The 21,976-nt window shown below is 64.3% G+C and carries 13 protein-coding genes; 9 read left to right on the top strand and 4 right to left on the bottom strand.

The annotated features are described in order from the left end of the window. Positions 1-32 precede the first annotated feature (32 nt). Entirely contained in the window at positions 33-3,083 is a 3,051-nt protein-coding gene (locus AC1DSD_RS18030; RefSeq protein WP_478032022.1) for a TonB-dependent receptor, read from the bottom strand. A gap of 354 nt (positions 3,084-3,437) precedes the next feature. Here AC1DSD_RS18030 and bglX point away from each other — a divergent pair, with 354 nt between their 5' ends. Genes bglX through AC1DSD_RS18015 form a run of 3 tightly spaced genes read left to right on the top strand, consistent with a single transcriptional unit; the run spans position 3,438 to position 8,784 of the window. After that, the gene (gene bglX / locus AC1DSD_RS18025) at positions 3,438-5,711 is read left to right on the top strand and encodes a beta-glucosidase BglX (RefSeq protein WP_478032020.1); all 2,274 of its coding nucleotides are present in this window, start codon (positions 3,438-3,440) and stop codon (positions 5,709-5,711) included. Between the two features lie 2 nt (positions 5,712-5,713). After that, positions 5,714-8,113: a glycoside hydrolase family 31 protein gene (locus tag AC1DSD_RS18020; RefSeq protein ID WP_478032019.1), complete on the top strand. Its 2,400-nt coding sequence runs from the start codon at positions 5,714-5,716 to the stop codon at positions 8,111-8,113. Continuing rightward, complete coding sequence (locus AC1DSD_RS18015; protein WP_478032017.1) at positions 8,110-8,784, top strand: DUF6445 family protein; 675 nt, start codon at positions 8,110-8,112, stop codon at positions 8,782-8,784. Before AC1DSD_RS18020 ends, AC1DSD_RS18015 begins: the two co-directional genes overlap by 4 nt. A 113-nt stretch (positions 8,785-8,897) precedes the next feature. Here the strand turns inward: AC1DSD_RS18015 and AC1DSD_RS18010 are convergent, their stop codons facing one another. After that, positions 8,898-9,539 (bottom strand): PilZ domain-containing protein, encoded by a 642-nt coding sequence (locus AC1DSD_RS18010; protein WP_478032015.1) that lies wholly within the window; start codon positions 9,537-9,539, stop codon positions 8,898-8,900. Between the two features lie 310 nt (positions 9,540-9,849). Between AC1DSD_RS18010 and AC1DSD_RS18005 the strand changes: the two genes are divergently transcribed. Beyond that, a complete protein-coding gene (locus AC1DSD_RS18005) occupies positions 9,850-11,247 on the top strand; it encodes a M20/M25/M40 family metallo-hydrolase (protein ID WP_478032013.1) in 1,398 nt (465 codons plus the stop codon). Here AC1DSD_RS18005 and betI read toward each other — a convergent pair. Beyond that, positions 11,214-11,870 carry a transcriptional regulator BetI gene (betI, locus tag AC1DSD_RS18000; protein ID WP_478032011.1) on the bottom strand — a complete coding sequence of 219 codons (657 nt, stop codon included), beginning with the start codon at positions 11,868-11,870 and terminating at the stop codon, positions 11,214-11,216. The genes AC1DSD_RS18005 and betI overlap by 34 nt on opposite strands. A 128-nt stretch (positions 11,871-11,998) precedes the next feature. Between betI and AC1DSD_RS17995 the strand changes: the two genes are divergently transcribed. Next, entirely contained in the window at positions 11,999-13,195 is a 1,197-nt protein-coding gene (locus tag AC1DSD_RS17995) for an aromatic ring-hydroxylating oxygenase subunit alpha (RefSeq protein ID WP_478032010.1), read from the top strand. 149 nt (positions 13,196-13,344) lie between these two features. Next, positions 13,345-14,952: a phytoene desaturase family protein gene (locus tag AC1DSD_RS17990; RefSeq protein ID WP_478032009.1), complete on the top strand. Its 1,608-nt coding sequence runs from the start codon at positions 13,345-13,347 to the stop codon at positions 14,950-14,952. On the opposite strand, the gene AC1DSD_RS17985 is transcribed toward AC1DSD_RS17990, so the two are convergent. Beyond that, the gene (locus AC1DSD_RS17985; RefSeq protein WP_478032008.1) at positions 14,932-16,218 is read right to left on the bottom strand and encodes an APC family permease; all 1,287 of its coding nucleotides are present in this window, start codon (positions 16,216-16,218) and stop codon (positions 14,932-14,934) included. The genes AC1DSD_RS17990 and AC1DSD_RS17985 overlap by 21 nt on opposite strands. An 88-nt stretch (positions 16,219-16,306) precedes the next feature. Here AC1DSD_RS17985 and AC1DSD_RS17980 point away from each other — a divergent pair, with 88 nt between their 5' ends. From AC1DSD_RS17980 to AC1DSD_RS17970, 3 genes are all read left to right on the top strand, one after another. Then, the gene (locus tag AC1DSD_RS17980) at positions 16,307-17,923 is read left to right on the top strand and encodes a tetratricopeptide repeat-containing sulfotransferase family protein (protein ID WP_478032007.1); all 1,617 of its coding nucleotides are present in this window, start codon (positions 16,307-16,309) and stop codon (positions 17,921-17,923) included. Positions 17,924-18,028: 105 nt separating this feature from the next. Continuing rightward, positions 18,029-20,632: a TonB-dependent receptor gene (locus AC1DSD_RS17975; RefSeq protein ID WP_478032005.1), complete on the top strand. Its 2,604-nt coding sequence runs from the start codon at positions 18,029-18,031 to the stop codon at positions 20,630-20,632. 111 nt (positions 20,633-20,743) lie between these two features. After that, entirely contained in the window at positions 20,744-21,964 is a 1,221-nt protein-coding gene (locus tag AC1DSD_RS17970) for an NAD(P)/FAD-dependent oxidoreductase (RefSeq protein ID WP_478032037.1), read from the top strand. Positions 21,965-21,976 lie beyond the last annotated feature (12 nt).

Raw genomic sequence — 21,976 nt, 5'->3', positions numbered from 1 at the left:
CCGCCCCCTTTTCGTCTGCGAAACCGACGGTGTCAGAACTTGTAGCGGGCGCCGACCTTGAAGTTGCGGCCTTGGCTCGCCACGCCGCCCAGATCGTACCGGCCGCTCGCGCCGGCGTCGCCGACGTTACGGAAGCCGCCGCCCCACATCGAGTAGTTGCGGTTGACCATGTCGAACGCGTTGAGTGCCTGGAAATAGACGGTCAGCTCATGCGACTTCGCCCACGGCATCTTGAACGTCTTGGAGAAATTGAAGTCGATGTTCGCGTAGCCGATGCCGCCCGGCTTGTAGATGCCGAAATTGGTCGTGTAGCAGCCGTCGACGGCGGGAGCGGGAATGCCGCACAGGACGCCGCCATAATATGGCCCCGACGACAGGGTCAGGAAGGTCGTTGCGCGGATATCCAGCGGTAACCGGACAGTACCCGTGCCGACGAACCGCCACCGCTCGAGCCCGCTCGACCTGCCCCAGCCCTGGGCGCCGATCGTTGGCGCATCGAAGTTGAAGGGATCGCCGATATTGGCGCCATTGCGTGAGTCGTTGGACCGGGCGCTGGAAATGGTCAGCGTCGTGCTGAAGCCCCAGCCAGATTCCTCAGTGTAGGGCTTGTCGGCCTGCAGGTACAACGCGGCATAGGTGGCCTTGCCGTCGCTGTTGCCGATGAAGATGCTGCCGTAGCCAGGCAACGGCGCGGTGCTGAGGGCGCCTGACGGGAAGAAGATGCCGCCTGCATAGACGTTGCCGTCGTAGGTGAAGACCGGGTTGCCGCCCGGATTGTAGCTCCCGTCCGGATTCCGGTTGCCGACGACTTCCTGATAGATGTTGTGCGACTTGATGTACGAGAAGGAAATCGAGGTATTGATCTTGCCGAGCCGCTTCCGGATCCCGAAACTGAACTGGTCAGAATAGGGCACCTTGGTGTTGTTGTTCATCAGGTGCACTTCGCCGCCCCGCATCGCGGCCAGCGCACGCAGTGCGGTGACGTCGGTCGGGATCGTCGTGACGCAGCCTAGGGTGCCCAGGGTACAATTGGGCGGCGTGTTGATGGTCACGACCGATTCGTAAACGTCCTTGATAGTCTCCAGCGCGGAATCGATGAACAACGACCGGTTGTAGTAACGGCCGCCGCCGATCGTGAAGACCAGGTCGCGATCGCCCTTCACATCGTAGGAGATGCCCAGACGGGGCTGGAACGCGCCCGTGAACGGCTTACGATTGCTGCCGGTCGAGATGTAGTCCTCAGGGTTGATTCCCGCTGCCTTCCAGCCAGGATAGGCGCGGATCGCGGCCGCAATGTTGGCCGGCGTCACGAACTTTTCGTTGCGCGAATTGGACTCATAGTCCCAACGCAGGCCAGCGCTGACCTGCCAATGGTCGTCGGGTTTCCAGTCGTCCTGGATGAACAGGCCCACCTCGGTGTTCTTCGCGGTGACCGGCTGGACCGCGGCAGTGTTGATCGACGCTGCGAAGGGCGTCGACGAACCGATTCCGGTGAAAGTATTGCCGTTATAGAAGAATGTGCCCTGGCTATTGTTATCCTCAAGGCGCTGCAGTTTGGTGAAATTGACCTTCACACCGGCCTTGACCGTATGCGCGCCACCGAAAAACGTCACATTGTCCTTGAATAGCGTCTGATACTGATGGTCATCCTGCGTAAAATTCGTCCCGCCAAGGGCGATAACTCTCGCACTGCCCACGTTCGGTGTGTTTCCCGGACCACCATCGACGACGACATAGGATGAACCAGGAGTATTGGGTATCGCCCCGTTGGCTGCGGCATCGCGCGCGAAGATGAACTCATTGAGCCAATTTTCACCGCGGTGAGCCCAAGTGAGCTGATACCGGTGCTCGTCGTTTCGGTTCCTCGTCGATGCGTCGGTCGTCGTCACACCTCCGTTGATCTGGAGATTGGACTCGTTACGAATGAACGCGCTGACATTGATGGTATCTTGCGACGTCGCGAAAAATGTCAACTTGCCGAAATACAGCTTCTCATTGAAGTCTGCCGCGAAACTGCCGTTATATTGCGACCGGGCGCTTTGAGCATAGGCTGCCGCTGCAGGAGTGGGAGCGCTTAATCCGGTGGGAAATTGTGTTGATGTCGGATAGACGCCGATATCATTCGAGCCGAAGGTCTTCTTGGTCCCTTCGAAATCGACGAAGAACGTCAGCTTGTCCTTGATGATCGGGCCGCCGAGATTGCCGCCATAATATTTGGTGTCGAAATCGGGCTTCTGCTTGTACGGGCGCGTCGCGTTGTTGCGGCCACCCGGCCGGTCGTCGAAATTCTCGCTGATGAACGCCTTGGGCTGCCATTCGCCAAAGAGCTCGCCGTGGAATTCGTTGCCGCCCGTTTTCGTCACGGACGAGATCACGGCCGATCCCGATTGCTCGAACTCTGCCTTGAAGTTCTGCGTCTGGACGTCGAACTGGTCGACCGCCGATGCCGGGAACGGGTTGCCCGAGGATAGGTTCTGCCCGAGCGTGCCGCCGTGGTTGACCAGGTTCTTGATGCTGATGCCGTCAATGAACGTGTTGGTATTGTCCGAATTGACGCCGCCCGCCTGAACCCGACGCGCCCTGCCGCCGAGCGTGGGCGCTTCGACGGTGACTCCGGGCGCCAGCGCGGCGAAGTTCAGGAAGTTGCGGTCGCCGTTCGGCAGATTCTCGAGCTGGAAGCGCGAGATGTTGGTGCTGATGGTCGGCGTCTTGACGTCGCGGGCGCGCGAACCAGTCACGACGATGTCCTTGGTGTTCTCCGGCGCCGCGATCAGATCAGCGGTGACTGCCTGGCCCAGCGGCACGACGACGATGACGGACTTGTCGCCCGAGGCTACGCGATAGGTGCTCGGCGGGACCCCCACCAACACGTAATTGCCATTGGCGTCGACCTTGACGGTATCCTGATGGCCGGTGTTCGTATCCGTGAGCACCACGGTCGCGCCAGCGGCGGCACCATCGACATGTCCTTGAATGGTCGAGGTCGTCTGCGCGGAAGCCGGCATGGCCAGCGCGAGCGCGCCGCCGGCCAGGATGGTGGTCGCGAGTGCGGTCCGCAGGCTGGCCCTCATCAGGTTCGTCATCTCAATTCCCCTTGCACGCGGGCGCGAGCGCCCTTTGTCCAGTTGTTTGTCGGTTATGATGTCACAATGCTTCGCGCGCGCCGCGCATGGCGGTCGCCGGCGCCGTCCGGGCGCCTTTCGGCTATCGCTGGATGTGATTGGCTTGCAGCCATCGCCTTGATCTGAATCCTCTCCTCCGCCGGCAAGCTCTGCCGGGTGGACGGGGTCGACTCTCACGGCCGCGTAACCGGTTCCACAGTTGCACCGTAACCGGTTTCATGCGCATTCGCCAAGCAGAAATCGACTGCCGCGAATCGCGCGGGGCCGGATTTGCCGGGCCTGTTGCGGGACGGCATCACAAGCGGAGTAAAAGCCATGACCGATCTGTCCCGCCGAGCTCTCCTGAAGGGCGCGTCAGCGGTCGCCATGGTATCGTCGGCGCTGCCAGCGCTCGCCAAAGCGGTGCCGGCGACCGACCCGTTCATCGAGCGGCTGATCACCAAGATGAGCATCCAGGACAAAGCGGGTCAGCTGTCGATCTATTCCGACCCGCTGGCGGCACGGACCGAGGGACCGGTGCTCAACCCAGGCCTCGCCAAGCAAGGGATCGACGAGCTCAAGGCGCGCATCCGGCGTGGCGAGATCGTCGGGCTGTTCAACGGCATCGGCACCACGATCGGCCGCGAGTTGCAGCGCGTGGCGATCGAGGAATCGCCGCACAAAATCCCGTTGATCTTCGCGGGCGACGTCATCCACGGGATGAAGACCAGCTTCCCGGTGCCGCTGGGCGAATCCGCCAGCTTCGATCCCGGCCTGGCCGAGCGTACCGCGCGCGCCGCGGCGGTCGAGGCGTCGGCCAAGGGCATCCAATGGACCTTCGCGCCGATGGTCGATGTCGCGCGCGATCAGCGCTGGGGGCGTGTGGTCGAAGGATCGGGCGAAGACACCTGGCTCGGCGTGCAATTGGCCCGCGCGCGCGTCCGCGGTTTCCAGGGGCCGGATATCCGTCGCGACGATTCGATGCTCGCCTGCCCGAAGCATTTCGCGGCCTATGGCGCGGTGCAGGGCGGGATGGAGTATAACACCGCTGACATCCCCGAGACGACCTTGCGCGAAGTGCATTTGCCGGGATTCAAGGCGGCGTTCGATGCCGGCGCGATCACCACCATGTCGAGCTTCAACGACATTGCCGGGGTGCCGTCGACCGCCAACCATTATCTGCTGACCGACATCCTGCGCGGCGAATGGGGATTCAAGGGCCTCGTCGTCAGCGACTATACCTCGGAAGAGGAACTGATCCTGCACGGTTACGCCGCCGACGGCCCCGATGCGGTGGTCAAGGCACTGACCGCGGGGTGCGATATCTCGATGCAGTCGGGCCTCTATTGGAAGCACTTGCCAGACCTCGTGAAGAGCGGGCGGATTCCGATGTCGGTGGTCGATACCGCGGTGCGGCGGGTGCTCTACGTCAAGAAGGCGATGGGATTGTTCGCCAACCCCTACCGCTCGCTCGACCCGGTGCGCGAGGCGCGCGACGTGCGCCGCCCGGACGCGATCGCACTGGCACGCGAGGCGGGGCGCAAGTCGATGGTGCTGCTCAGGAACGAGGGCAATCTGCTGCCGCTGAAGAAGCAGGGAAAGATCGCGCTGATCGGGCCGGCCGTGAGCCAGAAGGGCGATTATCCGGGGCCTTGGGCCAACTTTCCCGATTACGAGAGCTGCGTGACGGTCGAGCAGGGCTTTCGCGCCGCGCTGGACGGCAAAGCCAAGTTGAGTGTGACGCGTGGGTCGGACTATGAGGCAGTGATCGATGGCGAACTCGACAAGGCGGTGCGCCTGGCGAAGGACGCCGACGTCGTCGTGCTGCTGATCGGCGAAAGCGCCAGCATGTCGGGCGAGGCGCAAGCGCGCGTCGATATCGGTATCCCGGCGCCGCAGCTTGCCTTGGCCGAGGCAGTCGCCGCGACCGGCAAGCCGATTGTCGTGCTGCTCCGCCATGGTCGCGCGCTGGCGCTGACCGGCGCGGTGCGGAACGCGCCGGCGATCGTGGCGACATGGTTCCTCGGCTCGGAAACGGGCAATTCGATCGCCGACCTGGTGTTCGGCGATTACGCCCCCCAGGGGCGCTTGCCGGTCAGTTTCCCGCAAGCCTCGGGCCAGGAGCCGTTCTATTACAATCACCGTCGTACCGGGCGCCCGCAGCTGACCGAGGACAAGGCCTATAAGGCGCGCTATCGCGAAGTGACCGACGAGCCGCTCTATCCGTTCGGCCATGGCCTGACCTATTCGAGCGCGAGCTATTCGGCGACGAGCGTCAGTGCGGCGAGCATTCCCTGGGCGGGATCGGTCACCGTCACCGCGACCGTCACCAATACCGGCACTCGGGCGATGCACGAGGTCGCGCAGCTCTATATCAACGATAAGGTGGCGAGCCTGACCCAGCCGGTCCGCTCGCTCAAGGGCATCAAGCATCTCGATCTCGAGCCGGGGCAGAGCGCGACCGTGAGCTTCACGCTGAGCCGCGCCGATCTCGGTTTCGTCCATCCCGACAAGAAGAGCTATGCCGAGGCCGGCGCGTTCGATGTATGGATCGCGCCCAACGCGATGGCGGGAACTTCCGCCACGTTCGTCCTCAAGGCTGGAGCATAACCTTGCGCCTCAGGCACCTGATCCTCGCCACCGCCGCGCTCACCCTGCCGGGGTTCGCGGCGGCGAAGCCGGTCGACCATTACACCGCCTCCGCCAACGGCATCAAAATCGAGATCAGCGCGCCGCGCGCCGACATCATCCGCGTCCGCGCGGGCGAAGGATCGCTGCCCGAGGATGCGTCCTGGGCGGTCCTGCCGCAATCGCGCGAAACCCGCGTTCCGCTGGAGGTGAGCGACAAGGGAGACGTCACCGAGATCCGCACCTCGCAACTGATCGTCCGCGTCGACGACAAGTCGCTGGCGATCACCATCACCGACCTTGCCGGCAAAACGATCCTGGCCGACGCCCCCGGTACCCCGATCCGCTTCGACAATGGCGGTTTCCGCGTCCGCAAGGCGATGCCCAATGACGAGCATTTCTTCGGCCTGGGCGACAAGACCGGCCCGCTCGATCGCCGTGGCGCTGCCTATACTTTCTGGAACACCGACCAGTTCGGCTACACGCCGGCGACCGATCCGATCTACAAGTCGATCCCCTTCGTTATCGGCCTGAACGAGGCGGGCGGCACGTACGGCCTGTTCATGGACAACACATGGCGCGGCTTCATGGACCTCGGCAAGTCCGAGCGCGCGGCCTTTTCGTTCGGCGCGGAAGGGGGGGGCGTCGACTATTACGTGATGACCGGGGCGACGCCCAAGGACGTGGTCCAGGATTATGCGTACCTGACCGGCCCGGCGCCGCTGACGCCGAAATGGGCGCTCGGCTTCCAGCAGTCGCGCTGGAGTTACATGACCCAGGTCCAGGCGCAGGGCATCGCCGACCGCCTGCGCAACGACAAGATCCCGGCCGACGTGCTGTGGCTCGACATCGACTACCAGGACAGGAACCGGCCGTTCACCGTCGACAAGAAAGCCTATCCGGACCTGCCCGGGCTGGTCAGCAAGCTCGACGCGATGAAGATGAAACTGGTCGTCATCACCGACCTCCATATCGCCAGCCTGCCGAACCAGGGCTACGCGCCCTATGACAGCGGCATGGCGGCGGATGTGTTCATGAAGAACCCCGACGGCACCCCATTCGTCGGTCCGGTCTGGCCGGGCGCCGCAGTGTTCCCCGATTTCACCCAGGCCAAGGCGCGCGACTGGTGGGGGCGCAATTATGCAGAGTTTGTCGGCATGGGCGTCGCCGGCTTCTGGAACGACATGAACGAGCCGGCGGTGTTCAACTCGCCGACCAAGACGATGCCGATCGAAATCGTCAACACGATCGACTCGCCCGGCTTCAGGACGCGCAAGACGACCCAGGCCGAGACGCACAACATCACCGGCATGCTCAATTCGTGCGCGACCTACGAAGGCGTGGAAAAGCTCGCGCCCGATCGCCGGCCGTTCGTGATGACCCGCGCCTCCTATGCGGGCGGTCAGCGCTGTTCGGCGACCTGGACGGGCGACAACACGTCGAGCTGGGCGCATCTGTCGCTGTCGACCACGCAGCTATCGAGCTTGGGCCTGTCGGGCTTCGCGTACTCGGGCGCGGATATTGGCGGATTCGCGGGCAACGCGCCGTCGCCCGAATTGCTCACCCGCTGGATCGAAATCGGCGCGTTCAACCCGATCATGCGCGACCATTACCAGAAAGGGAAACCCGAACAGGAAGTGTGGGTGCACGGCGCGCAGCAGGAGAATATCCGCCGCCGCTATATCGAGGAACGCTATCGGCTGATGCCCTATCTCTACGGTCTGGCCGAGGAGAATAGCCGCACCGGTCTGCCGCTGATGCGTCCGGTGGTGCTCGAATATCCCGCGGTGGTGAAGGGTGGCGACCGCGTCGGCGGCACCGAGGATCAGTTCATGCTCGGCCGCGACTTGCTGATCGCGCCACCGCAAACCTGGGAATCGCCCGCGCCATACGATATCGGCCTGCCCGGCGTCGGCTGGTACGATTATTGGACCGGCGAGCAGGTGCAGGGCGCCTCGGTGAAGGAAACGCCGCGGCTCGACCGCTTACCGGTGTTCGTCCGTCCCGGCGCGATCATTCCGCGCCAGCCGCTCGTCCAGTCGACCGGCGAGACGCCCAAGGGCGCGCTGGAGATCAACGTCTATCCGGGCAATGACTGCACCGGCTCACTCTATCTCGATGACGGGGTCAGCTTCGCCTATCAGCGCGGCGGCTTCATGCGTCAGGCGATCCGGTGCGACGCGGGGTCGCTTAGTTTCGAGCCGCGCACCGGCAGTTACAAACCGTGGTGGAGCGGATTCGACGTGGCGATCCACGGTTGGAAAGGCGGCGTGCCCAAGGTGACGATGGGATCGAAGCGGATTGCCGTCCGGGTCGCCGATGGCGCGCTGCGCTTCTCGCTTCCCGATCTGCCCAGAGGAGCACGGATCGCGATCCAGCCATGACCCCCGAACTGCGTCATGTCGGCGAGGCGCAGAGCCCGGTGGTCGTCATCGACGATTTCACCGGCGCCGTGGACGAGTTGGTCGAATTGGCCGCGGCGATGGCACCGTTCCCGTCAAGTTCGGGCAGCTATTACCCCGGACTGCGCCGGCCGATTGAGACGGGCGACGATGCTTATGGCTATGTCGAGCGGCTGCTCAGGGCCGCCGCGCCGTTCATTGGCGGCGGGTTCGATGTCGACACGTTCGACCTGATCGAGGCGAGCTTCTCGATGGTGACGAGCGCGCCTGCGACCCTCGACCCGGCGCAACGCGCCCCGCATTTCGATTCGACCGACTCCAATTATCTCGCACTGCTTCATTATCTCAGCGACACAACCGGCACCGCCTTCTTTCGCCAGCGCGCGACGGGCATCGAACTGGTCGACGACCGCAATGTCGAGCGCTTCGTTACGACTGCACGTCGCGTGAACGGCGATCTGTCGGGATACACTCACGGTTCCAACCAGCATTACGAGCAGATCGGGCAGATCGAAGGCGTGCGCGATCGGCTGGCGATCTATCGCGGGGCGATGCTCCATTCAGGGATTATTCCGCCCGACATGGCGTTCAGCGCCGATCCGCGCCTGGGGCGGCTGACCGCCAACATCTTCATCAAGGGGCACAGAGGATGATCGTTTCCGCTTAGCGTCATCCCAGCGAAAGCTGGGATCTCAAGCCGGATTGCGCTTTCGCCCGAGACCCCAGCTTTCGCTGGGGTGACGGAACGGGGGACGACGAAACTAGCCTAGCCGCGGTTCGCGGCGATCCAGCGGGCGATCGTGTCGAGCGGAATCGGGGTATTGAACGCGAGCCCGGCATTGCTCGAATCGTGCCAGCGCGCAGTGCCTTCGATCGGCGGCAGGCCAGTCACGGTCAGCACGATCGGCCCGTCGATCTTTTCCCAGACATTGGGATCGGCGGACGTGATGCGCGCGCCACCTTGCGAGATGTCGCGCAGATCGACGGCATAATAATGCGCGCCGCAACGCAGGCGGCCGCGCGCCGCGATGTTGATGCGCGGCGCGCGCGCGTGGAAACCCGGCGCGGGATCCTCGTCGCCGCCCAGCACAATGGGCACATCGATATCCTGGTCGAATTGCATGCCGATGCGATTCTCGCGCCGCCATACGACATGGCCCGAGGCGCGGTGCCCGGACTTGAACTCGGCGGTCAGCAGGTCGCCGATTGCCAAGTCCGACCAGATATTCGCCATCAATCCGCCGGGCGAGATATTGCGGACCAGGCAGAGTTCCTCGCCGTGCCGCGTGTGCAGCTTCGCGACGCGCATGACTGCGATATGGCGCGCGCCGTGGCGGCGTTCCGCATCGAGCGGGGCTGCGCTCGATAGCGCACTGCTCCGGGGCGCATCGTCGCGCGATTCGAACATGCGGCCCTCCACTTCGAAAATGTCACTCCAACGGTGCCAACGCTCGCCATGATAGCGGCGCCGGCTCCAGCTTCATCCTACGCGATACACTTCCCGCTGAACGGCGTCTTCTCCGGGAAAGTCCGATCGGCCGCAGTCCACCGGTGTCCACTGTGACGGAGGTTTGTTAATGAAGTGCTGACGAGCGGCCCCAAGTAACGGCGATCATGATGAAAAACCCCCGCATGAGCGATTTCAGCGCACGATTGTTACGCTTGCCCCTCAACGGCGGATCGTCGAAAGTCGCGTCCGAACAATAAAGGGATCGTTGATGAACAAGCTCGGACTGGCCGCGATGGCGGCGGCATTGGTGGCCACGGCGGGCGCGGCGGCGCCCAAGACGACGACGCATCCCCAGGCCGAAACCGAGGCGCTCGACCTCGCCAAAAAGGCGATCGCATTGCGCTCGGTGACAGGTCCGAACAACCAGACGCCGCAGGTCGCGGCACTCTACAAAGCGGCGCTGGTCGCCGGCGGGTTCGCCGACAAGGATATCGAGATCACTCCGGTCGACGACACCGCCTATCTCATCGCGACCTGGCCGGGCAGCGATCCCAAGCTCAAGCCGCTGGTCATTTCGGGCCATATGGATGTGGTCGAGGCCAAGCCGTCCGACTGGCAGCGCGATCCGTTCACGCCGGTGGTCGAGAATGGCTATCTGTTCGGCCGCGGCGCCACCGACATGAAGCTCGACGGCACGATGGCGATCGCCGCGCTCAACGAATTGCGCCGGGAGGGCTATAAACCCAAACGGACGATCATCATCGAATTTTCGGGCGACGAAGAGACGCGGATGAAGACCTCGGCGATCATCGCCGAGAAACTCAAGAATGCCGACCTCGTGCTCAACATCGATGGCGGCGGCGGCATTCTCGACGAAGCGACCGCCAAGCCCAAATATTGGACCTGGCAAGGCGCGGAAAAGACCTATGCCGATTTCGAGCTGACCGTGACCAATCCCGGCGGCCATTCCTCGGCGCCGCGCCCGGTCAATGCGATCGTCGAACTGTCGAGCGCGCTCGAGAAGATCGGCGCTTATCACTTCAAGCCCGAAATGAGCGACCTGACGCGCGAGGCGCTGAGCAAGGCCGCGCCTTATGAAGAGCCGGAAGTCGGCGCCGCGCTCAAGGCGTTCGTCGCCAATCCCAGCGACGAAAAAGCGCTGGCGGTGCTGCGCAACAACCCGAGCACGGTCGGACGGATCGGCACGACTTGCGTGCCGACCATGGTCAATGGCGGCCATGCCATCAACGCACTGCCGCAAAAGGCGACCGCCAATATCAATTGCCGCATCTTTCCCGGCCACAAGCCCGCCGACATCATGGCTGAGTTGCAACAGGTCGCGGGCGACCCCGCCATCGCCTTCAAGGACGTGACCGAAGGCTCGGTCGCCAATGACGCCTCGCCGATGCGCCCTGACTTCATTGCCGCGGTCAACCGCGCGATGGGCAAGGTCTATCCCGGCGTTCCGGTCTTCCCGGCAATGTCGTCGGGCGCGTCGGACAGCATGTGGTTCCGTTATCACAACGTGCCGAGCTATGGCGCCAGCCCGACCTTCATCAAGGAATCGGAGGATTTCAGCCACGGGCTGAACGAGCGCACGCCGATCAGCAACATCGCCCCGGGGATCACTTATTATCTGTCGCTGTTCGCCGATCTGACGAGATAGCTCGCCAATTGCCGCTCGGCGAGGCTCCGTGCCTCGTCGGCAGTGAAGCTGTCGGGCGACAGGCAGAGTTCGAGCCATAGGCCGTCGACCAATGCGGTGATCGCGATCGCGGTCAGGCGGCGGTCGGCGGCGGCTATCCCGCATTCGGCCAGCAACGCCTCGAGGTCCTCGCGATAGCGCGCGTAGATCGCATCGTGGCGTTCGGCGATCTGCGGCTTGCCGGTCAGGCTCCAGAAAGCGATCCAGGTCGCGAGCAATGCGCGATCGGCAATCGGCGGGGCAAAGCTCGCGGTGACATAGGCAGTGAGGCGCGCGCGCGGATCGTCCCCCGCGGCGGCGACCGCGGCGGCCAACGCGTTGCTGACCTGCTCGCCGACGGCCGAATAGGTCGCGGCGATCAGCGTCTCGATCCCGGCGAAATAATGATTGATCAATCCCGGCGAGACGCCCGCCTCGACCGCGATCGGGCGGACCGAGGCACCGGTCGCGCCGTCACGTGCCAGCACCCGCGCGGTGGCCTCGATCAGGCTCTGGCGGCGCGCATCGGGTTCGGCGCGCCTAATGAGCCCTCTCCCGTTTACGGGAGAGGGTTGGGTGAGGGTCTTCTTTCTTCTTTCAGCCAAAAGACCCTCACCGCTGCGACTAGGCAGCAAGCTGCCAAGTCTCGCTCCTCTCCCACAAGCGGGAGAGGGCTATTGCTCATTGCCAAACCTTATTATACGATCGTACAACAAGCAACCGGAGCCTGCGCATGGCGCATCGATACGCGGACATTGAGGAGCACGATCCCGACGCCGACTGGAGCCTGCCCGGCTGGCTCTATACCGATCCCGAATATTTCGAGGTCGAGATGGCGCGCGTGCTGCGGCCGTCGTGGCAGATCGTCTGTCACCAGAGCGACATCGCCAAACCCGGCGATTTCCACACGATCGACTATCTCGGCGAAAGTGTGATCGCGATCCGTGGCCAGGACGGCCAGGTTCGCGCCTTCTCGAACGTCTGCCGCCATCGTGCGATGCGGCTGGTCGAGGGGCCTGCGGGCTGCGCGAAGAAGCTGGTCTGTCCCTACCATGCCTGGGCCTATGAGACCGATGGGCGGCTGTCGGGCGTACCGATGAAGAGCGATTATCCCGCGTTGCGGCTGGAAGATAATGGCTTGGCGCCGGTCGAGGTCGAGATCTGGCGCGGCTTCGTCTTCGTCCGGCTCGAGGATAATGGCGGTCCCTCGGTCGCGGCGATGATGGCGCCGTACGACCATGAGATCGCGCCTTATCGCTTCGAGGACATGCGCTGCATCAGCCCGATCCGGCTGCGCGAGCGCCAGGTCAATTGGAAGAATGTCGGCGACAATTATTCGGACAATCTCCACATCCCGGTCGCGCATGACGGGCTGACCCGCTTGTTCGGCAAGAGCTATGCGATCGAGGCGCAGCCCTGGGTCGACAAAATGTCGGGCGGGATCGTCGATCGCGTGTCGGACAATGTCTGGGAGCGCTTCTACCAGAAGCATCTGCCGCGCGCGGAGCATTTGCCCGAGGCGAACCAGCGGCTGTGGCTCTATTACAAGCTCTGGCCGAACATGGCGTTCGACATCTACGCCGACCAGATCGACTTCATGCAATGGCTGCCGTTGACGCCGACCACCAGCGTGCTGCGCGAAATGGCGTTCGCGCTGCCCGATGCCTTTACACCTGAAAATAAGCGCCGCGAGATGAAGCTGGTGCGCTACGCCAATTGGCGGATCAACCGCGTGGTCAATGCCGAGGATACCTGGCTGATCGAACGCGTCCAGCAGGGCATGGCGTCGCAAAGCTACACCGCCGGTCCGATCGGCGCGAGCGAGGTGTGCCTGCGCAGCTTCGCCAGGAAGATCCGTCACCTCATCCCGGAGGCTCGCCAGCACCGTGCGCCGGCGCCAGGATGGTCGCGGCGGCCGAGGGCGGTCTAATCCCCTCTCCCGCTTGCGGGAGAGGGAGGGGCCCGCGAAGCGGGAGGGTGAGGGTCTTCTTCCTTCTTCGGGCGACTTGAAAAAAGAAGAAGACCCTCACCCAACCCTCTCCCGCAAGCGGGAGAGGGCTAGAAGAGCAAGGTGAGCGAATGACCAAGAAATACGACGCGATCATCATCGGCGGTGGCCATAACGGCCTGGTCTGCGCCTTCTATCTCGCGCGCGCCGGGCTCAAGGTCCGCGTGCTCGAACGCCGCGATATCGTCGGTGGTGCGGCGGTGACCGAGGAATTCCATCCCGGTTTCCGCAACTCGACCGCGAGCTATACGGTCAGCCTGCTCCGCCCCAAGGTGATCAAGGATATGCGCCTCCACGAGCGCGGCTGGCGGATCATCGAGCGCACGATCAGCAACTTCTTTCCGCACGAGAATGGCTATCTCAAGCTCGGCGGCGGCGAAGACCGCACGCGCGCCGAATTCGCGCGCTACAGCCAGAAGGACGCCGATACCTTCCCCAAATATGAGGAAGCGCTCGAACGCGTCGCCGACGTATTGCGCGATCTCTCGCTCAAGACGCCGCCCAATGCCGGCGGAGGTTTGCGCGCGCTGATTGCCGCCGCCGTGCAGGGCAAGAAGCTCGCCGGCATGCATATCGAGGCGCAGCGCGACGTGATGGACCTGTTCGTCAAGTCGGCGCGCGACTTCCTCGATGGCTGGTACGAGAACGAATATATCAAGGCCGCGTTCGGCTTCGACGCGGTGGTCGGCAATTACGCCAGTCCGGACACGCCGGGCTCGGCCTATGTCCTGCTCCACCACGTGTTCGGCGAGATCAACGGCAAGAAGGGTATGTGGGGCCATTCGGTCGGCGGCATGGGTGCGATCACCCAATATATGGCCGAGGCGTGCGAAGAGGCTGGTGTCGAGATCAGCCTTGAGGCGCCGGTCGCCCGGGTGCTGGTCGATGGCGGCAAGGTCGCGGGCGTCGTGCTGGAAAGCGGAGAGGAAATCGCGGCATCGATCGTCGCGTCGAACGCCGGGCCAGCATTGCTCTTCCGTCAATTGGTCGACCGCGCCGATCTACCCGCCGAATTCGCGCACCGCATGGACCGCTTCAAGGTCGGGTCGGGCACGTTCCGGATGAATGTGGCGCTGAGCGAATTACCCGATTTCACCGTGCTGCCGGGCAAGGAAAAGGCCGAGCACCACACTTGCGGCATCATCATCTCGCCGACGCTCGATTATATGGACCAGGCGTTCACCGACGCGAAGGCGTTCGGCTGGTCGAAAAAACCGATCGTCGAGATGAAGCTGCCGACCTCGGTCGATGACAGCCTGGCGCCGCCGGGGATGCACATCGCCAGCCTGTTCTGCCAGCAATTCGCTCCCACGCTTCCCGATGGGCGGTCATGGGACGACGAGCGCGAGGCGGCGGCCGATTTGATCATCGATACGGTCAACGAGCACGCGCCCAATTTCAAGGCGGCGATCATCGCGCGCCAGATCCACTCGCCACTCGATCTCGAGCGCAAGTTCGGGCTGATCGGCGGCGACATCATGCATGGCAACATGTCGCTCGATCAGCTCTGGGCGGCGCGCCCGGTGCTCGGCCACGGCGATTACCGCAGCCCGATCAAGGGTCTCTACATGTGCGGTGCGGGTACGCATCCGGGCGGCGGTGTGACCGGTGCGCCGGGCCACAATGCCGCGCACGAGATTCTGCGCGACCGTTCGGTGCTAGGCCGGCTGTTCGGCTAGAATTGCTTTGGGGCGCAGGAAGTAGAGCGGGATCGCGCTCAGCATCAGTACGACGCTGAGGCCGGCGGCCTGCCAACCCGCGCCCCAGAAGGCGAACAGCGAGAAGACCAGACCGATCGCCGCGGCGGGGATCGCGATCCGGCGAACGAGGGCGGCCACGCACACCGCGAGGTAGAGCCACAAGGTTGCGCAAGACGCCAGGATCGCCATGAACTGGAACACGCCGCCCAGGGTCGGGCTGGTGGTGCAGAGGATCAGCACGGTCGCGAGTGCCGACGAAACGACCAGCACGCGGATCGGGACATCGCGGCTCGATACGCGCGCGAACCAGGCAGGCAGCAATCCCGCGCGCGCCATGCCGAGCGGGACTTCGCCCTGGATCAACACCCAGCCGTTGAGCGCCCCAATCGCGGCGATGGCGGCGAACAGCGCGACCAGCAGCGAGGCGCCGCTTCCCCAGAATTGGCCGACGAACAAGGCGAACGGCGCCGAGGATTTGGCGACCGCGTCGGCCGAGAGGATCAGCACGATCGCCGAGCAGACCAGGATATAGAGCAATCCGGTGACGACGGTGCCTGCCATGCTGGCGCGCATGATGTTGCGCGCGGGGTCGCGCACGCGCTCGGCGGCGACACCGGCGGATTCGAAACCGACCAGCGGGAACAGAGTCAGTGTCACTGCGGTGGCCATGCTCGCCATCACCGCCTGCCCGGTCGGCAAGACCGGCAGATGGACGTCGCCGCCCGCGCCCAGCGACACCGCGATCACGACGACGGCGATCAGCGGCGCCAGCTTCAGGATGGTCGTGACCACCTGGAATCGCCCGGCGGCGCGCGCGCCGGCAAGATTGAGCAAGGTCAGCAGCCACAGCAAGGCGATCGATGTCAGCGCGCCGAGCCAGGGAGTCGCATTGAGCGGCGGGAAGATCGCCGCCAGATAGCTCGCCGCCGCGGTGGCGATCGCGGCATTCGCCGTCCATACCGACACCCAATAGCTCCAGCCGACCAGCACGCCCGGCAATTCGCCGAGCGCCGCGCCGGTGATCGCCACCGCGCCGCTCGCCTCGGGCATCGCCTGCGCCAGCCGGCCGATCGTATAGGCGATCGCCAGCGCGCCGGCGATGCTGACGATCCAGGCGAGCGAACCGATCCAGCCGAACGGCGCCAGCGCGGCGGGCATCATGAAGATGCCCGATCCTATCATTCCGCCGACGACCAGCGCGGTCGCGGTCCAGAATCCGAAAGGCCTTTTGTCGCTGGTATCCATCGCCCGGCTCCCTCGGCGCGCAGCAAAGCACGTCATCCGACGCGGCGCCACTGGTCCTTTTCCCGCGACCTGGGCTAGGACACTCAACATGGCGAGCGGAGCAGCAGGCGGGACGGGCGGGATGGCGATGGGCGGCCGCTATCATCCGCGCCTCGTCGAGGCGGCGATGGCGCTCAACGACAATGCGCTCCATATCGCCGAGCCGCTGCTCAAACAGCATCTCAAGGACGACCCGTTCGACGTCGCGGCGATGCGCATGCTGGCCGAACTCGCCGGGCGGATCGGGCGTTATCGCGATTCCGAGGCGTTGCTGCGCCGCGCGATCGAGCTGTCGCCGGCCTTCACCGCCGCGCGCGCCAATCTCGCGCTGGTCCTGTATCGCCTCAATCGCCCGGCCGAGGCGATCGACGAACTTCAGCAGGTGGTCGCCGAGGATCCCGACAATCCCGGCCATGCCAATCTCCAGGCGGCGGCGTTCGGCCGGGTCGGCGATTTCGACGGCGCGATCGCGCTCTATGACCGCGTGCTCAAGGACGCGCCTAACCAGCCGCGCATCTGGATGACCTATGGCCATATCCTCAAGACCGTCGGACGCCAGCAGGACGGGATCGCCGCCTATCGCCGCGCGCTCGCGCTGATGCCGGCCTTGGGCGAGGCGTGGTGGAGTCTCGCCAACCTCAAGACGGTCAAGTTCGACGACGCGGATATCGCCGCGATGGAAGGCGCGCTCGCCGACTCCGCGATCTCGGACGAGGACCGCTTCCACCTCGATTTCGCGCTGGGCAAGGCGTTCGAGGACCGTCGCCAGGCCGAGGCCGCGTTCCGCCATTACGACGCCGGCAATGCGCTGCGGCGCACGAAGCTGGTCTACGACCCCGACGAGACGCGGCGCTTCGTCGATCGCTCGATCGCGCTGTTCACCCCCGATTTCCTGGCAGAGCGCGCCGACCAGGGATGCGGCGCGCCCGACCCGATCTTCATCCTCGGCATGCCGCGCGCAGGCTCGACCTTGATCGAACAGATATTGTCGAGCCACAGCTCGGTCGAGGGCACGTCGGAACTGCCCGACATCCCGACCCTGGCGCGGCGCGATCAGAATTATCCCGAAGGTCTCGCCGATTTCGCGCCCGAAAAGCTGCGCGCGCTGGGCGAGGAATATCTCAAGCGCACGCGCATCCAGCGCCGCACCGACCGACCGTTCTTCATCGATAAATTGCCCAATAACTGGGCGCATCTGCCGTTCATCCACCTGATCCTGCCCAACGCGAAGATCATCGATGCGCGGCGCCATCCGCTCGGCTGCTGCTTCTCCAACTACAAACAGCATTTCGCGCGCGGCCAGGCGTTCAGCTACGCGCTGGAGGACATGGGGCGTTATTATCGCGACTATGTGCGGCTGATGGCGCATGTCGACCGCGTGCTGCCGGGGCGCGTCCATCGCGTGATCTACGAGGACATGGTCGAGCATACCGAGCGCGAAGTGCGCAGCCTGCTCGACTATTGCGGGCTGGAGTTCGAGCCCGCCTGTTTGGCCTTTCACGAGACAGAGCGCGCGGTGCGCACGGCCAGTTCGGAACAGGTTCGCCAGCCGATTTTCCGTGAAGGGACAGAGGCCTGGAAGCCGTTCGAGCCGTGGCTGGATCCGCTCAAAACCGCGTTGGGCGACGTGCTCGATGCCTATCCGGCCGCTCCGGCCGCGTTGTAAAAACGCAACGCGTCGGCACGTAAATATCGTGCTGTCCCGTCTGCGCTTGACGAATGCTGCGCCTGCTAACACGCTGCCGTAACAAAAACGCAAAAGGGGCTTTCCATGTCACTCCTTCGCCGCCGTCTTGCCGTCAGCGGGTTGCTCGCTTCGGCAGCACTCGCCGCTACTCCGGCCCTGGCACAGGACGCCCCGCCGGCGCCCGACAGCCAGGCCAATAACCAGCCCGACAATGGCGACATCATCATCACCGCGCTGAAGCGGTCGGACAGCCTGCAGAATGTGCCGATCAGCGTCCAGGCGCTGAGCACCAAGAAGCTCGACGAGCTCAATATCTCGAATTTCCAGGATTATGTCGCGTCGCTGCCGTCGGTGTCGTTCCAGGCACTGGGCGGCACGCCGGGCACCAACGTCGTCTATATGCGCGGCGTCGCCTCGGGCGGCGACGGCAACCATTCGGGCTCGCTGCCCTCGGTCGGCGTCTATCTCGACGAACAGCCGGTGACGACGATCGGCGGCAATCTCGACGTCCATATCTACGACATCGCCCGTATCGAGAGCCTGTCGGGGCCGCAGGGCACGCTCTACGGCGCCTCGTCCGAAGCCGGCACGATCCGCATCATCACCAACAAGCCCGATACGTCGAAGACCTATGGCCGGATCGATGTCGAAGGCAACAAGGTCAGCAAGGGCGGCTGGGGCGGCAAGGCGGAAGGGATGATCAACCTGCCGCTGTCGCCCAACATCGCGTTTCGCGCGGTCGGGTATTACGAGAAGGATGCCGGCTTCATCGACAATGTGCCGGGCACGCGCGACTTCATTTCGCCCGCAGTTGCCGGCGGGCCGCCCGCGGTCGCGACCTATCCCAACAATACCATCCGCCCGGATGGCGGGATCAGCGTCAACAATGCACCCTTCGTCAAGAAGGACTATAACGACACCGAAATCTGGGGCGGCCGTGCCGCACTCAAGGTCGACCTCGACAGCAATTGGACGATCACGCCGAGCTTCCTCTACCAGGACACGCGCAGCCACGGTTCCTACGGCTTCGACCCCAAAGTGGGCGACCTGGAAGTGCAGCATTTCTTCCCGGAATATCGCCGCGACCGATTCTGGCAGGCGGGGCTGACGATCGAGGGCAAGGTCGGCAATTGGGATGTGACCTACGCCGCCGCCTATCTCGATCGCAAAGATCTGCAGTCGAGCGACTATACCGATTATGCCGAGGCCTATGACAATCTCTACTCGTCGGTCGGCGGCCTGGCCTATTATTTCGCCTATTGGGACAAGAACGGCAACAATATCGACCCGCGCCAGCGCGTCGTCGGCACCGATCATTTCAAGAAGATGAGCCAGGAATTCCGCGTCGCGTCGCCGTCGACCGACCGGTTCCGCATCGTCGCCGGCGCCTTCTACCAGCGTCAGAGCAATGACATCCACCAGGATTACCAGATCACCGGGCTTGCCCCCGAACTGTCGGTCAATGGTTGGCCGGGCACCTTGTGGCTGACCCAGCAGCATCGCGTCGACAAGGATTACGCGATGTTCGGCGAGGCCAGCTACGACATCACGCCGACGGTGACCTTCACCGCAGGCGGCCGCGCGTTCATCTACGACAATACGCTGATCGGCTTCTTCGGGTTCGGGCGTAATCCGGGCGGCGGCTATACAGACTCGCCGCCGAACGGTGCGTTCAGTTCGAGGACTGGCTTCATCCAGTGCTTCACGACGGGCGGGCAGCGGTTACGCGATGCCTTGGCCAGCGGCGGGTCGACGACCTTGCTGCCGCCCGCGGTCGCGGGGGCGCCGTGCACCAACCTGGGCGTTTATACCAATGGGGGCGTCATCCCGGTCGAGGCATCGGGTCAAGGCGTGACCTATCGCTTCAACCTCAGCTGGAAGCCACGGCCGGGCCTGTTGATGTATGGCACGGTGTCGCGCGGATTCCGGCCGGGCGGCATCAATCGCCGCGCCGACGTGTCGCCTTATGCCGCCGACTTCCTGACCAATTACGAGGTCGGTGCGAAGACGACCTGGCTGGGCGGCAAGTTGCGCTTCAACGCCGCTTTCTATCGTCAGGATTGGGACAAATTCCAGTTCTCGTTCCTTGGCCAGAACAGCTTCACCGAAATCCATAACGGCCCCAACGCTCGTATCTGGGGCGCGGAATTCGACAGCTCGTTGACGCTCGGCGGGCTCAGCCTGACCGCATCGGGATCGTATACCGATGCCAAGACGACCAAGAATCTGTGCCTGTTCGACGATCCGACCTTTACCTGCGCCGATACCGGCAACGGTAACATGATCTCGGCGCCCAAGGGCACGCGACTGCCGATCACCCCGAAGGTCAAGCTCAACGGCACCGCGCGCTACACCGTGCCGATGGGGGATGCCAAAATCTATGGTCAGGGGGTCGTGTCGTATCAGAGCTCGGCGTCGTCCGACATCCGTACGGCGATTTACGAGACGTTCAGCGGCAACGTCATCAGTCCCGCAGCGCAATTGGGCGAGTTGAAGGCGTTCACCACCGCGAACTTCGCGCTGGGGGCCGAATTCAAGAACTTCGACATCGAGCTGTTCATCGAAAACGCCTTCGACACGCGCGGCCAGCTCTCCCGGTTCCAGGAGTGCGGAAGCTGCGGACAGCGGCCCTATATCGTCCCGAACCGGCCGCAGACCGTCGGTGTCAGGCTGGGGTCGAAATTCTAGGAATGGCGGGCGCGGCCGTCGGGTGACGGTCGCGCCCTCAATAGTTTCGCTAGGGCGACCTTCACTTCGCCATGCTGGCGCGCCCCGGACTTTGTGCGTATCGCGACCGCGATGGAGCACTATGACGTCCTAATCGTCGGCGCGGGCCATGGCGGCGCGCAGGCGGCGATCGCCCTGAGACAGGGCAAGTTCGACGGATCGATCGCGATTCTCGGCGACGAGCCCGAACTGCCTTACGAGCGCCCACCGCTGAGCAAGGAATATCTCGCCGGCGACAAGAGCTTCGACCGTATCCTGATCCGCCAGCCGGCCTTCTGGGCAGAGCGCCAGGTGACGATGCTGCCGGGCCGGCGCGTCGTCGCGGTCGATCCGGAGGCGCATCGCGTCACCACCGCCGACGGCGCCGAGATCGCTTATGGCAAGCTGATCTGGGCGACAGGCGGCCACGCCCGGCGGTTGTCGTGTCAGGGCCATGATCTCACCGGCGTCCACACCGTCCGCACGCGCGCCGACGCCGATCGCATGATCGCCGAGCTGCCCGACGTGACCAACGCCGTGGTGATCGGCGGCGGGTTCATCGGGCTGGAGGCGGCGGCGGTGCTCGCCAAGTTCGGCAAGAAGGTGACTTTGCTCGAAGCGCTCGACCGCGTCATGGCGCGCGTCGCCGGCCCGGACCTGTCCGATTTCTATCAGGACGAGCATCGCGCGCACGGCGTCGACGTCCGCCTGGGCGTCGCGGTCACCGCGATCGAGGGCGACGGCAAAGCGACCGGCGTGCGCCTCGCCGATGGCACTGTCGTGCCCGCCGATCTGGTCGTCGTCGGGATCGGCATCGTTCCCGCGGTCGAGCCGCTGATTGCGGCAGGCGCCGAGGGCGGCAACGGCGTCAGCGTCGATGCGCAATGCCGCACCTCGCTGCCCGATATCTTCGCGGTCGGCGACTGCGCGCTCCACGCCAACCGCTTTGCCGACGGCGCGGCGGTGCGGCTGGAGTCGGTGCAGAACGCGACCGACCAAGCGACGGTCGCGGCCAAGACGATCCTGGGCGAGGATGTCGCCTATGAGGCGACGCCGTGGTTCTGGTCGAACCAATACGACCTCAAGCTCCAGACGATCGGACTCTCGATCGGTTACGATCAGGCGGTCGTTCGCGGCGACCCGGCGACGCGCAGTTTCTCGGTCGTCCACCTGAAACAGGGCAAAGTGATCGCGCTCGACTGCGTCAACGCGACCAAGGATTATGTCCAGGGCCGCAAGCTGGTCGAAACAGGCGCAGTGATCGATCCTGTCCGGCTCGCCGACACGACCGTGCCGCTCAAGGAAATGATCTGAGCCTCGGCCGCG

It is taken from the genome of Sphingomonas sp. P4_D12, assembly GCF_056401895.1.
This window is presented reverse-complemented; position numbering and strand designations above follow the sequence as displayed.